Annotated in this window: 10 protein-coding genes; 9 read left to right on the top strand and 1 reads right to left on the bottom strand. The window is 72.3% G+C overall.

The window, feature by feature from the left end:
* Window positions 1-37 precede the first annotated feature (37 nt).
* Both ACYVK7_RS24390 and ACYVK7_RS24385 read left to right on the top strand, forming a co-directional pair.
* Entirely contained in the window at window positions 38-2,146 is a 2,109-nt protein-coding gene (locus tag ACYVK7_RS24390; RefSeq protein ID WP_460890321.1) for a carboxypeptidase regulatory-like domain-containing protein, read from the top strand.
* Between the two features lie 119 nt (window positions 2,147-2,265).
* Window positions 2,266-5,151, top strand: coding sequence for a right-handed parallel beta-helix repeat-containing protein (locus tag ACYVK7_RS24385; RefSeq protein ID WP_460890320.1), 2,886 nt, complete (start codon window positions 2,266-2,268; stop codon window positions 5,149-5,151).
* Between the two features lie 114 nt (window positions 5,152-5,265).
* Here the strand turns inward: ACYVK7_RS24385 and ACYVK7_RS24380 are convergent, their stop codons facing one another.
* Window positions 5,266-6,006, bottom strand: coding sequence for a FadR/GntR family transcriptional regulator (locus tag ACYVK7_RS24380; RefSeq protein WP_460890319.1), 741 nt, complete (start codon window positions 6,004-6,006; stop codon window positions 5,266-5,268).
* Window positions 6,007-6,159: 153 nt separating this feature from the next.
* Here ACYVK7_RS24380 and ACYVK7_RS24375 point away from each other — a divergent pair, with 153 nt between their 5' ends.
* The 7 genes from ACYVK7_RS24375 to ACYVK7_RS24345 all read left to right on the top strand — a co-directional run bounded on the left by ACYVK7_RS24375 (window position 6,160) and on the right by ACYVK7_RS24345 (window position 13,941).
* Window positions 6,160-7,302 carry a mandelate racemase/muconate lactonizing enzyme family protein gene (locus tag ACYVK7_RS24375; protein WP_460890318.1) on the top strand — a complete coding sequence of 381 codons (1,143 nt, stop codon included), beginning with the start codon at window positions 6,160-6,162 and terminating at the stop codon, window positions 7,300-7,302.
* Between the two features lie 20 nt (window positions 7,303-7,322).
* The gene (locus ACYVK7_RS24370) at window positions 7,323-8,375 is read left to right on the top strand and encodes a hydroxyacid dehydrogenase (protein ID WP_460890317.1); all 1,053 of its coding nucleotides are present in this window, start codon (window positions 7,323-7,325) and stop codon (window positions 8,373-8,375) included.
* Window positions 8,368-9,390, top strand: coding sequence for an aldo/keto reductase (locus ACYVK7_RS24365; RefSeq protein WP_460890316.1), 1,023 nt, complete (start codon window positions 8,368-8,370; stop codon window positions 9,388-9,390). The genes ACYVK7_RS24370 and ACYVK7_RS24365 overlap by 8 nt, the downstream gene beginning before the upstream one ends.
* On the top strand, window positions 9,374-10,819 hold the full coding sequence (locus ACYVK7_RS24360; RefSeq protein ID WP_460890315.1) for a hypothetical protein: 1,446 nt from the start codon (window positions 9,374-9,376) through the stop codon (window positions 10,817-10,819). The genes ACYVK7_RS24365 and ACYVK7_RS24360 overlap by 17 nt, the downstream gene beginning before the upstream one ends.
* A 95-nt stretch (window positions 10,820-10,914) precedes the next feature.
* Entirely contained in the window at window positions 10,915-12,189 is a 1,275-nt protein-coding gene (locus ACYVK7_RS24355) for an ABC transporter substrate-binding protein (RefSeq protein ID WP_460890314.1), read from the top strand.
* A gap of 1 nt (window position 12,190) precedes the next feature.
* Entirely contained in the window at window positions 12,191-13,105 is a 915-nt protein-coding gene (locus ACYVK7_RS24350) for a carbohydrate ABC transporter permease (protein ID WP_460890313.1), read from the top strand.
* On the top strand, window positions 13,102-13,941 hold the full coding sequence (locus ACYVK7_RS24345) for a carbohydrate ABC transporter permease (RefSeq protein ID WP_460890312.1): 840 nt from the start codon (window positions 13,102-13,104) through the stop codon (window positions 13,939-13,941). Before ACYVK7_RS24350 ends, ACYVK7_RS24345 begins: the two co-directional genes overlap by 4 nt.
* The last annotated feature ends 46 nt before the right edge of the window (window positions 13,942-13,987 follow it).

Here is a 13,987-nt window from a genome sequence, read left to right as displayed (position 1 = left end):
CGCGCGGCGGCGAGGGTTGTCTCCTAGCGTTTCCACCGTGAAGCACTCCCGGGCGGGGCTGGGCGTTCTCGTGGCCGCTGTGCTCGTCGCGCTGTGCGCCGCCCTGGCGGCACCGGCGACGGCGCGAGCCGGTGTCGGGTGGGCGGAGTGGGAGCCCCTGGCCGGGTCGGCGGGCGACTGGTCGACGACCGTGCGGCTCCCGGCCGCCGGCTTCCCCGCCGCGACCGTGACGTCCGACGCCCGCGGGGGCGTCGGGGTCGCATCCGGCGTGTCCTCCTGGCTCGGAGCCGCGACACCGCCGGGCGAGGTCTTCGGCTCGAGCAAGGGCTCGCAGTACCTCGTCCTGCGCCCGCTGGCCGACCGGCCCGGTGCGCCGTCGGTCACCACCTACACCTTCGACCACCCGACGCCGGCGGGCGGCTGGGCGTTCGTGCTGGGCGACATCGACGCGGACCGTGCGGTGGTGACCGCACGCGGCCCGGACGGTCTGCCGCTCGGCGCGACGCAGCTCGGCTGGCAGGGCGGCTTCAACTACTGCACCGGCCCCGGGTCGCCGCGCTGTGCCGGGCTGGCGCAGGACGCGCCGGCCTGGGACCCGGCCACCGGTGAGCTGGCGCGCGACGCGAGCGCCGCCGACACGTCGGGCGCGGCCGGCTGGTTCCGGCCGACCGCTCCGGTCACGAGCCTGACCGTCGAGCTCCACCGGCGCAGCGGTTTCCCGGTCAGCCGGATGTGGTTCGCGTCCCTCGCGCGGGACATCGCGGGGACCGTCGAGCTGGTCGGCGCGACCGGCGCCGTGCAGGGGGTGCTGCCCGGTGCGCGCCTCAGGCTCCTCGGCCCGGACGGCGCGAGGCTCGGCACGGCGACGTCGGACGAGAGCGGCCAGTACGTCTTTCCCGGGTACGTCGCGGCGCCCGGCTACCGGGTGGAGCTCACGAGCCTGCGGCGGGCGGACGACGCGTACCCGGCCGGGCTGGTCCCCGTGTCCGGGCGCGCGGTCGTCGTGGTGGACCTGGGGGCGGGGGACGCCACCGGCGTCGACCTCGCGGCGCGGGAGGTCCGGCCGGTCGCCGTGCGCGGCACGGTGCTGACCGACGGCGGCGCCCCCGTGCCGGGCGCGACGGTCACGCTCACGCCGACCGGTGGGGGCGCCCCGCTCACCGCCGTGACCACCTCGGCGGGCGAGTACCTGATCGACGGCGTGGGGTGGGGCACCGGCGGGGGCCGGGCGCAGGGCTACACCTTCGCGCTGAGCGATCTGCCCGAGGGGCACACCACGACGGTGGTGCCGGACGGCATCACGGTGGCGGCCGGCCAGGAGGAGGCCGTCGAGGGCAACGACTTCGTCGTCGGGGCGGCGCCCTCGGTCTCGGGCCGGGTGGCGGCGGGCGGCGATCCCGTCGCGGGGGCCCGCCTGACGCTGGAGGGTGAGGGCGGGACGGTCGGCACGACGACGGCGGCCGACGGTACCTATGTCTTCGACGCGGCGCCCTCGGGTGAGCACGCCGTGCGCGTGTCCCCGCCGGGCGGGTACCAGGTCACCGGACCCGCCGCGCGGCGGGTCACCGTGGGGACGAAGGGCCTGGCCGGGGTGGACTTCGCCCTCTCCCGCACCGGTGCGGTGGGCGGCACGGTGACCGACGGTGCGGGAGGCGCTGTGGCGGGGGCCACGGTCACGGTCGCGGGCCTCGGTGGGCAGCTCACGGTGGCGACGGACGCCGTCGGCGGGTACTTCGTCGACGGCCTGGCGCCTGGCGAGTACCTGGTGACGCTGACCGTGCCCGACGGGTACACCGCTGATGCCGTGGAGAGGTCGGTCGCCGTGACGCGGGCGGGCGAGCGCCGGCTCGACGAGAGCTTCCGCGTGGCCGAGGTGCTCGCTCCGAGCACGAGCCCGGTGCCGAGCGGGACACCCGCCACCGCGCCGAGCGTCGTGTCCACCCCGAGCCGCACGCCGGAGCCGTCGGCGGGCCCGCCCCCGGGCGTCGGTCCAGGCGGCACCAGTACCGGCGGAGGGCCGGCCGGCCTGGCCGCGACGGGCGCGACCGTCGGGGTCGTCGGGCTTGCTGCAGCGATCCTGCTGGCACTGGGGAACGCGCTGGTGAGAGGTTCCCGCACGGCGGATCCGGCGGACGGCGACGGCTGAACCTTGCGGTTCGCACCGAGGACCCACTACTGTGCATATGTCATACATGTTCTCTTGCTGGTCGGACGGCGATCCGCCGCGCAGCTCGGGAGCTCGACATTCGACGAGGGAGTTTCTCGATGGCGAGAAGAATCCGTCCAGCGGCTCGGCTCGGTACGGCCGCCGCCCTGGCCCTGGTGCTCGGTGCGACGCTCGGCGCGGGAGCCCCGGCGTCCGCGGCCACCGGCGAAGAGCTGGTCGTGTACGTGTCGGACACGGGCGGTGACGACGCGAACCCCGGTACCCGGGACGCCCCGCTCCGGACCATCGCCGCCGCACGGGACGCCCTGGCGGGCCGGACGTCCGCCCAGGAGCGCGGAACGGTGTACGTCCGCGGTGGCGAGTACGTCCTCGACGACACGATCGGCCTGACCGGGGAGGACCACTCGTGGGTCACCTACTCGGCATACCGGGGCGAGCAGGTGACCATCACGGGATCGCACGAGCTGCCGGCCGACGGGTGGCGCAAGCTGAGCGACCTGGGCGCCGACGAGCTCGCCCTGCCGCAGTACACAGCGCACGAGCGCCTGGACACGCCGGCGCAGCGCGACGGCGTCTGGGTGTACGACCTCGGTGCGCAGGGCGTCGACCCGGGCACGCTCTACAAGAACGGGTTCAACTGGGTGCAGCAGCCCTTCGCGCCCGAGCTGCTGGTCGACGGCTCGCTCGAGACGCTCGCCGAGTACCCGAACGGCGGGGACTGCGCCACGACCGACACCGCGTGCCACCTGTGGGGCACGGGAGGCAAGTGGAAGGCGGACGGGCCCCGTGACCTGATGAACGTCGACCTGATCGACCGGTTCGGAGCCCAGGGGCACTGGGAGCGCAGCGGCACCACCCCGCGTGCGCAGTTCGAGGACAAGAAGCAGACGCTGCCGGACCCGGCGGACCGCGACTCGTGGTCGTCCGAGCGGATGCGCACCATGACGCCGTCGATCTTCACCGTGGGTGGTCGCGCGGCGGAGGGGGACCGGTACCAGCGGTGGGCGCCCGAGGCGGAGCCCGTCGTCGACGACCTGGGCGGCCGCGGTCTCGGCGACTACGCGGACGTGCCCGTCCAGCTCGACCCGCGGTGGATCGAGGACATCGACAGCTCCCGGTACGAGACGGAGGCCTGGTTGTCGGGGTACCTGGGCAACAACTACGCCAACGACATGGTGCGCCTGCTCTCCTGGAGCGCCGACCGGCTCTACGCGAAGTACCCCTCGATGTACATCCCTCAGGACGAGTGGACCAAGGTCAAGGTCGTCAACGTGCTGTCGGAGATGGACGTGGCCGGCGAGTACTACATCGACCGCTACCAGGGCCACGACGTCCTGTACTACCTGCCCGACGGCGGCACCGTCGAGGGCAAGAGCATCTCCCTGATGACCTTCGACAAGAACTTCTTCCAGCTGGAGGGCACCACCGGGGTGACCCTGCGCGGCCTGACCATGACCGGTTCGCTCGTCAGCGGCGTGCAGCTCCTCGACGCCGTCGACACGCTGATCGACGGTGTGGAGATCTCGAACGTCAGCATGGACGCCGTCCGGATCGGACGTCCCGCCGACACGATCACCGCCATGCCCGACTACGAGACCTTCCAGGGCGGGCACGGCAACGTGGTGCAGAACTCGTACCTGCACGACCTCGGAGGTGGCGGCGTGCTGCTCGGCGGCGGCGACCGCACCACGCTGGAGCGGGGCGACAACGTCGCCCGGCACAACGAGATCGCACGCTTCTCGAAGCTGGCCACCTACACGCCGGCGGGCTACCTGTACGGCGTCGGGAACAGCTTCGAGCACAACTTCGTGCACGATGCCCCGCACATGGCCGTGCAGATCATGGGCAACGACATGAAGGTCAACCACAACCACTTCTACGACCTCGTCAAGAACGCCGGCGACCAGGGAGTGGTCTACACGGGTCGCGACTACACGTTCCTCGGCAACGAGATCGCGTACAACCACTTCGAGCGGATCGGCGGCTCGAACGACGCGTTCTACATGGACGACGGCGCCTCCGGGATGCGGTTCCACCACAACGTGGTCCAGGACGCCCACTCGGGCGTGTTCTTCCAGTCCGGCCACAGCAACACGGCCAACGACAACGTGTACATCGACGTCGAGCGCACCGGCCACGACATGATGTACCACCAGAAGGGCGAGACCTCGCTCCCGATCTCCAACGCGTGGGTGGTGCACAGCCGCTTCAACGCCTTCCTCGACGTGCGGGAGGGCGAGAAGTACAGCGCGACGCCGGAGGCGGTGTCGGCCTGGCACGAGCACTACACGAGCGGGCGGCACGCCTACTCGGACGGCGTGCCGATCGTGTACCCGGAGATCACCCGCTGGTACGTGCCACGGGTCACCGCGACGGGTGCGGCCTGCACGGCCGCCGACTACACGACGGACGGCACCAACGGGTGCAGCCGGGCGACGGTCTGGGACAGCGCCGACTCGCTCTACGCCCCGGCACGGATCGAGATCGACCACTCCGTGGTGATCGGCGGCGACGAGTACCGCGCCGGGTCGGCCACGTTCTCCGCGCCCACCGCGACGTACGAGCTGGCGCGGTGGAGCGACAAGGTCAACACGAACGTCGTGCGGCCGGCCTCGCTCGCGGACGCGGGGTTCGACGGCGACACCCTGAAGTTCTCGACGTCGGGTGCCGTCGCCTCCGCCTACGGTGAGGCCTGGGTGGACACCTGGAACCGGCACGTCACGACGGAAGGCACGGGGCGGCCGGAACGCGGCGACGCCGCACGGCTCTGGGCCGCCGTCGACCACGCGGAGCAGGTGCTCGCCGGTGCGGGCGACCGGGGCGCACCACCGCTGCGGGACGCGCTCGACGCCGAGGTGCGCTCGGCGACCGCCGTCGGCGACGCGACGGGGGCCGACCAGGAGGCCCTGGACACGGCGACCGCCGACCTGGAGCGGGCCACCGAGCGGTTCGAGCGCACGCTCCCGCCGCGCCAGCCCGAGTGACCGCCCCTTGAGGTGACCGTTCCTTGAGTGCTGGGTATGTGCCGGATCTCGTGCTCTGATCCGATACATACCCAGCACTCGGCGTGGGTCAGGTCGTGGGGTCAGATCGTGCGGTCAGGTCTCCTGCGGGCGGCGGCGGGCCCAGGAGCCCGTGATGTGGTCGCGCATGGCGTCCGCGGCGCCGTCGGCGTCGGCCGCCAGCAGGGCGGACACGATGCGCTGGTGGCCGGCGTGCGTCAGCTCGAGGTCCTCACGGGTCGGCTGTCCGCTGTACTGCGGGGAGTGCAGCGCCTTGCCCTGGATGTTCGACACGATCGCGCGGCCGAAGGCGTCCTGGGAGGCGCGGTGGATCAGCTCGTGGAGCTCGACGTCGGTGGCAGCGTAGGCGGTCGGGTCGTCCATGAGGCCGGCGAGCTGGTCGAGCTTGGCCGACAGCGCGGCACGGTCGGCCGCGTCGAGCCGGCTCGCGGCCCGTGCCGCCATGGCGCACTCCAGGGTGGCCCGCACCTCGACGAGGTTGTCGAGGTACACGAGGCGGTCGTCGCGCTGGAAGAGCGCGTCCAGGACCAGGGGGTCCAGCAGGCTCCACTGCTCCTGGTCGAGCACCACGGTGCCCCAGCCCTGCCGGGTGGCGACCAGGCCCTTCTCGGCCAGTGTCGTCGTGGCCTCGCGGATCACCGTGCGGCTCACCTCGTACTGCTCGCACAGGACACCGGCGGGCGGCAGGGCGGAGCCCGGCGGGTAGTCGCCGACGACGATCGCCGTGACCAGGCTCTTGATGACAGCCGCGGCGAGCGGAGGCCGGTGCCGTTGCGGCCGGGGCACGGGGCCGCCGGCCGCGGGTGTCGCGTTCATGTCGTGGAGGACTCCATCGTGGACGAGCCCGGCGGGGTACCGCCGGACAGACCGAGGGTAGCCGAGTGTTGCACTATCGTCACTCGTATCATAAGTTATGAGTGACATGCTGGCGGAACCCGCGAGCGTGCTGTCTCGACGATGCGGAGCACGATGCGAATCACCGGGTACCGGAGCCTGACCACGGTTCACCGCTGGGGCCGGCCAGTGGGCGACGTCAACGGCATCGTCGCCGGCGGCGTCACGGAGGTGCCGATCGTCCTGATCGAGACCGACGGCGGGCTGACCGGCGTGGGCCTCGGCGCGCACCCGGACGTCGAGCGGATCTTTCCGGCGCTCGACGGGCAGGACCCGCGGGCCGTCACGGCGCTCTATGACCGCATGCTCGCGTTCGTCTTCAAGTCGGGGCACCACGGCGCGACCTTCGGCACCATCGGTGCGCTGGACATGGCGCTGTGGGACCTCAAGGCGAAGCTCGCGGAGGAGCCGCTCTGGCGCACGCTCGGCGCGACCGACCGGTTCGTGCCCGGCTACGCATCGGGCCTGGAGTACGGGCTCGCCGACGACGAGCTGGCCGGCCTCTACGAGCCGTGGGCCGAACGTGGCTACACGGGCGCGAAGGTGAAGGGCGGCCTCGACGTCGACCGGGACGTCAAGCGCCTGGCCGCCGTGCGGGACGTGCTGCGCGTCAACAGCGACCAGCCCGCCATCATGTACGACGTGAACGAGGCGTGGGGCCGGCACCAGGCGGTGCGGCTCGCACGCCGGGTCGAGGAGCAGGTCGATCTGACCTGGATCGAGGAGCCCGTGCGTCGCTGGGACGTGGCCGGGCACCGCGCGGTCGTCGCGGGCATCCACGGGGCGGTCGCCACGGGGGAGAACCTGACCGGGCTCGAGCAGTACCGGCAGCTGCTCGACGCCGACGCCGTCGGAGTGGTGCAGGCGGGCAGCGTGTGGGGCATCACGCACTTCTTGCGGGTGTCGGTCCTCGCGCTCGGCCACGACCTGCCCGTCAGCCCCGTGGCCTACGACGTCAACCCCCTCGCGCACGCCTCGGCGGCGGTGCCCAACCACCTCGTCACCGAGGTCCAGGACCTGGAGCTCCCGGACGGCCTGCGTGCCGACCAGGAGATCGCCGACGGCGGGATCGTGCTCGGGGACGCCCCCGGGCTGGGCATCGAGGTCGACGAGAAGCTGATCGGCGCGCTCCGGGAGTCGGGCGAGTGGGCGACCGTCGCGGGACCGCACGTCCGCCCGGCGGACGCCGGGCTGCGGCTCGCGCACCGGCGCCAGTGAGGCACAGGAGGATGACCACCATGACGAACCACCGGCCGCGCGCCGTCCTGGCGTTCGGGCCGCCGTCCCTCGCGGGCAGGATCTTCGGCGCCGAGGCGGCAGCGCGCCTGACGGCGGCGCTCGACGTCGACGTCGACCAGGTGCTCACCGAGGTCACGTCCACCCGGGCGCGCGGCCTGCTCGCCTCCGCGGAGGTGCTGGTGGCGGGCTGGGGCGCGCCCGAGGTGCCGGCCGGGCTCACGCCGCGGCTGCGCGCCGTCCTGTACGCGGGCGGCGTGGCGCGCACGTGCCTCGCCGACCCGGCGGCGCACGCCGCGCGCGGCGTGGTCGCGTCGAACGCACGCGCAGCGAACGCCGTCCCGGTGGCCGAGTACACGCTCGCGATGATCCTGCTCGCGGGCAAGCGGGTCCGGGCCGCCGAGCGGGAGCTCCGCGCACACCGGCGGCTGCCGGACCGCGAGCACGAGCCGGTGAGCCTCGGCAACTACCGCCGCACCGTCGGGATCGTCGGGGCGTCGCAGGTGGGACGGCGGGTGATCGAGCTGCTGCGCCCCTTCGACCTCGACGTCGTGGTGCACAGCCCAGAGCTGACGGAGCGGAGCGCCGCCGAGCTCGGCGTGCGCAGCGCGACGCTGGAGGAGGTGGCCGCGCAGAGCGACGTGCTCTCGCTGCACCAGCCGCTGCTGCCGGAGACGGTCGGTCAGATCGACGCGCGCGTCCTCGCGCTGCTCCCCGACGGCGCGACGCTGATCAACACCGCCCGTGGCGCCGTGGTGGACGAGCCGGCTCTGCTCGCCGAGCTGCGCACCGGCCGGATCGACGCCGTCCTCGACGTCACCGCACCCGAGCCACCGGCCCCCGACAGCGAGCTGTGGGACCTGCCCAACGTCGTGCTGACCCCGCACGTCGCGGGGTCGGCGGGCGGTGAGCTGCACCGGCTCGGCGACCTGGTCGCCGGCGAGGCCGAACGCTTCGCGCGCGGCCTGCCGTTCGAGCACCCGGAGAACCTCGCGGCCGGCGCGGCACCCGCCGTACCGGGCGCGCCCGCGACCGGAAGGCCCGGACATGCGTGAGCGCCCGCTGCGGACCGGTGTCCGTCTGACGGAGCTGGGCTTCGGGGCCGCTCAGCTCGGCAACCTCTACCGCCGCACCACGGACCAGGAGGCACGCGACGCCGTCGACGCCGCCTGGGACGCCGGGATCCGCTACTTCGACACCGCGCCGCACTACGGGCTCGGGCTCTCCGAGCACCGGCTCGGAGCGGCGCTCGCCGGCCGGCCGCGTACCGAGTACGTGCTGTCGACCAAGGTCGGGCGCGCCCTGGTGCCGACACCGGAGCGGGCGCACCTGCGCGACGACGACGGGTTCGACGTGCCCGCACGGTTCCGCCGGGAGTGGGACTTCACGCGCGACGGGGTGCTGCGGTCGCTGGAGGGCAGCCTGACCCGGCTCGGCGTCGACCGGATCGACGTGGTCTACCTGCACGACCCGGACGCGCACTGGGCGGCGGCGTCCACCGGCGCGATCAAGGCCCTGACGGAGCTGCGCGACCAGGGCGTCGTCTCGGCGATCGGCGCCGGGATGAACCAGTCGGCGATGCTGGCACGCTTCGTTCGCGAGACCGACGTCGACGTGGTGATGTGCGCGGGCCGGTTCACCCTCCTGGACCACGCGGCGCTCGGCGACCTGCTGCCCGCCGCGCTGGAGCGCGGGGTGTCGGTCGTGGCAGCCGCCGTGTACAACTCCGGGCTCCTGGCCGCTCCGCGCCCCCGGCCGGACGCCCTGTACGACTACCAGCAGGCGCCGGCGGAGCTCATCGCCCGCGTGCACCGGATCGCCGACGTCGCCGAACCCTTCGGCAGCACCGTCCCGGAGCTCGCCGCGCAGTACGCGCTGCGGCACCACGCCGTGGCGTCCGTGGTGCTCGGCATGCGGACCGCCGAGCACGTCACGACCAACACCGCTCGGATGTCGCGAGCGGTACCCGGCGAGCTCTGGGACGAGCTCGACCGCCTCGGCCTCGTGCCGGGCGTCGGCAGCGAGCAGGGCGGCACACAGGACGGAGCACCTCATGACCGAACGAGCTGACGTGACAGCGCTCGCCCGCTGGTTGCGTACCTGGGTGGGCGACGAGGGGCAGATCAGGGGGTTCCACAACCACAGCGTGTGGGGCACCAACCCGGCCACCTTCCTCGACTTCACCAGCGGGCACCAGGCGTTCTCGGCGCCCGCGACGGCGGCGTTCGCCGAGGCGCTGGCCCGCCGGCCCGACGAGCGCGGGCTCGCGATGTGGCGCCGGATGATGCTCTTCCAGGCGCGCACCGTCCAGGCGGACGGCCAGTTCCGCCACATCGGCTTCCAGGTGGGGGAGTCCGCCACGGCAGGTCTGATCCACAACATGGTGGGCTGCATCGGCCTGCTCGAGGGCCTGCGGCATGCCGGGCACCTGCTGGAGCCCGCCGAGCGGGCGGAGGTGCTGGCGGCGGTCCGGGCCGACCTCGACGCGTGCCGCGTGTACGGCGGTGGGCGGCCCACACCGGAGGGCACCGTGAACCAGGAGTACGCCCGGGTCTGGGCGAAGCTCCGATACACCGAGCTGTCCGGGGACGACCGGTACGCGGGCGAGCTGGAGGACGACCTCGACGACCTCGTCCGGCTCAGCCGGGCCCCGGGCGTGCCGGACGCCGAGAGCGCCGGCGCGTACCGGCAGCCGACGGACCGCGCCGGTGGCGGCATCCTGGAGCCGGCCGAGTACTACGGCCTGATGATCGTGCCCCTGGTGCTCGGCGCCCGGCGGTTCGGACGGCCCGACCTGCTCGCCGAGGCGGTGCGCCTGAGCCTGCACGTGGCCCGGTCCGCGTGGGTGGACGAGCGCGGCCGCACCCGCTACCACCGCTACTGGTACGTGCGGCAGGACACGGCGCTGCGCACCACCACGCCCATGCTCGTCGCCGGGATGGGCCTGAGCCTCTACGGCATCGACGAGGTGCTGGCCGAGGCCGACCACCCGGAGCTGGCCGGCTTCGTGGGCCGGTGCCTGGCCACGTACGCCGCGTACCAGACGCCCGCCGGCTACTTCGCCTCGGCGACCGGCTGGCACAACGAGGCGGACGTGGCTCCGAGCACGGCGTGGCACGCGCACGACCTGCTGTTCCTCGTGCGGCACACGGAGACCCCCGACACCTTCTGGGACACCGTCTTCGCCGAGCACGACAGGCAGTCGGTGCTGCTGTCGGACCGTGCGTACTGGGTCGAGGACGGCGTGCACTGGGCGATCCTCAGCCCGGCGACCGCCGGCGATCTCAGCCTCTACGGCCGCAAGGACCGCGACACGTTCGGGCGGTCGTACTTCGCCTGGACGGACAAGGAACCGCTGCCCGCGGAGCTCGAGCTGCCGGGCGCCCCGCTGTTCTTCGTGGCCGACGACGGGATCTACCGGCTCGACGACTCCGAGCGGCCGGCCGACGTGTCGACGCTCGGCGCGCTCCCGTACCGGGGGCACATCAGGGAGGCATGATCCGCCCCTTGCATCGAACTTTGCACATGTAGTATGTATGACAAGTAGTCGGAGTCCCTCCGGACCCGACTCGGACCCAAGGCAGGGAGACAAAGATGTCAACTTCGTTCCGACGCCGGGCGCGCGGAGCCGTGGCCCTCGGCTTCGTTCCCGTCCTCGCGCTCGCGGCCTGCAGCTCGGGTGACGCGAGCGCCGACACCGATGACGGGTCGGTACGCATGCTCGTGAACATCACGGACAACCTCACGCAGGCCAAGTGGGAGGAGCTGGTGGCGCCCTTCGAGGAGGAGAGCGGCATCGACGTCAAGATCGAGGGCCCCAGCGGCCAGTCGGTCGCCGAGTCGTTCCCCGCGCTCCTCGCCGCGGGCACGGCCCCCGACGTGATCCAGTCGATCGTGCCGGGGCCCGACACGGCTCCGGAGCTCCTCGACCTGACGGAGTACGACTGGGCATCCGGCACGCCCATGGCCGACCTGTACTCGACGGACGGCTCGATCAACGTCGTCGGTGTCGGGATGCAGGCGCAGTCGCTCATGTACTACAACGCCGACCTCTTCAAGGAGGCCGGGGTCGCCGAACCGCCCACCACCTGGGACGAGCTCGACGCGGCGCTCGCGAAGCTGGACGAGGCGGGCGTCGCGACGCCCATCGCGTTCGCGTCCGACTGGGCGACCGGGGTCCAGGTCCAGGAGATATGGCACCCGCAGCAGAACCTCACCACCCCCGGCTGGCAGCAGAGCGTCGCGGACGGCTCGTCGACGCTGGGCGACCAGTTCGAGCCCGTGTTCGAGCACGTCGCAGGCTGGGTCGAGGCGGGGTACACCACCGCTGACGACGTCGCGACGGACAGCGGGACGCAGGAGGCCAACTTCATCGCCGGCGAGGTCGGCGTCTACCCGATGGGTTCGTGGTTCAGCACCACGCTCGCCGCGTCCCCGCCCGACTTCGAGGTGGGCGTGTTCGCGCCGCCGGTGGACGACGCGGCGGACGCACCCGGGCCGATGGGCGCGACCATCGCGTTCCCGTACATGGTCTGGAACGGCACGGAGAACCCGGACGGCGCGACCGCGCTCGTGGAGTATCTCGTGACCTCCGACGAGGCCATCGCGAAGCAGGCGGAGATGGACAGCTTCAGCCGCGAGGGCCTCGAGCCCAGCGACAACGAGTACGCGGGACAGGTGCAGGAGCTGACCGACAGCGCGCCGTCGTACGTGGTACCCGGCAACCAGACCGTCGGCGACTTCGCGCTGCCGGTGGCCGGGTTCAACCCGAAGTTCACCGAGCTCGTCCAGGGCCTGTGGCAGGGCAGGTCTCCTGCCGATGTCGCGGCGGACCTGACGGCCTGGTACGAGGCGGAGAAGCTCGGCTGACATGGCTCGCACCACTACCTCCCGGCGCGGGTTCGTCAGCAGCCTCGCGAGCGGGCTGATGACGATCCCCGCGGCCGCCGTCTACGCCGGGCTGACGGTGGTGCCGGTCGGGTTCGCCGTCTACTACTCGTTCACGCGGTACAACGGGATCCCCAGCCAGCCGCCCACCTGGGTCGGGCTCGAGAACTACGCGCGGATCATCCAGGACCCGATCGGTGACCTGCGGCCCGCGGTCGTCGTCACCACCCTGATCGCCGTGGTGGGCGCGTTCCTGGTCAACGGCGCCGCGCTGGGGCTCGCGCTGCTCCTGCGGCGGACCACCGGGTTCAACACGTTCGCGCGCGTCGTGATGTTCTACCCGCACGTGCTCTCCGCGCTGATCGTCGGGTTCCTGTGGCAGGCGATCCTCGGCCCGCAGGGGGCGGTCAACAACCTGCTCGAGAGCACGGGGTCGTCGTCGCTGCCGTTCCTGGCGGACCCGGACTGGGCGCTCGCCACGCTGATAGCGGTGATCGTCTGGGCGCAGTTCGGCGTCCAGCTCGTCCTGTATCTCGCGGGGCTGCAGGCCGTGTCGCCCGAGCTCCAGGAGGCGGCACGGCTCGACGGCGCGGGCAGCGTCCAGGTGTTCCGGCACGTCACGTGGCCGGCGCTCGCGCCCACCGTGACGGTCACGATCGTGACGTCGGTGCTCTCGCTGCTCAAGGTCTACGACGTCGTGCTCGGCCTGACGAACGGCGGGCCGGGCGACGCCACGCAGACCTGGGCGTACGAGATCCTCGCGGTCTCGTTCGCGAACAACAAGGTGGGGCTCGCCTGCGCGCAGGCCGTCCTGCTGGTCCTGGTGGCCGGGATCCTGTCGTTCACCATCATCGCGCTGCGCAGGCGCGCCGAAGAAGGAGCGGAGGCCGTCGGATGACCAGGACCTCAGTGCGCTCGGCGACCCGCGTCGCGGTGGTCGCCGTGCTCTCGGTCGCCATGCTCGTGCCGATGTACATCATGGTCGTCAACGCGTTCAAGCCGCAGCAGGAGATCCTGCTGTCGCCGCTCGGGCTCGACCTGGCGACCGCGACCACCGAGCACCTCGCGGCCGCGTGGGAGAACACCAGCTTCCCGGTGGTCGAGGGCTACGCCGTCACCCTGTTCCTGGTGCTGGCCTGCAACGTGGTGGCGATCGGCACGTCGGTACCCGCCGCGTACGCCATCGCCCGCACCCCGGGGCCGCTGTTCCGGTTCCTGCTGTTCTTCTTCGTCGCGGGGATGTTCGTCCCCGCGCAGATCATCCTCGTGCCGGCGATCTTCGTGCTCAAGGCGACCGGCCTCATGGGCACGCTGCCCGGGCTGGTGCTCTTCATGGCGTCCACGATGATCCCGTTCACGCTGTTCATCTTCAGCGGCTACATCAGGATGCTGCCCCGGTCGCTGGACGAGGCGGCGTCGATCGACGGCGCGGGCAGGCAGCGCATCCTGTGGACCATCGTCTTCCCGCTCATGCGGCCGATCGTCGCCACCGCGTTCATCCTCAACGCCCTGAGCGCCTGGAACGACTTCGTCAGCCCGCAGCTCATCCTCGGGCCCGGCTCGGAGTTCAAGACGATCACGACCGGGGTGTACGCGGCCGTGTCCACCTACACGACCAACTACGAGATCGTCTTTCCCACCCTCCTGCTCGCCGTGGTGCCGATCCTGGTGATCTTCGTGGTCATGCAGCGGCACATCATGGGCGGCCTCTCCGCGGGCGCCGTGAAGGGCTGACCCGACCCCGAACCCGGCGGCACGCCGACCCCCATCCGTACCAAGG

Source organism: Promicromonospora xylanilytica, assembly GCF_054782895.1.
Note: the sequence above shows the minus strand (reverse complement) of the source record. Positions and strands in the feature narration are given on the sequence as shown.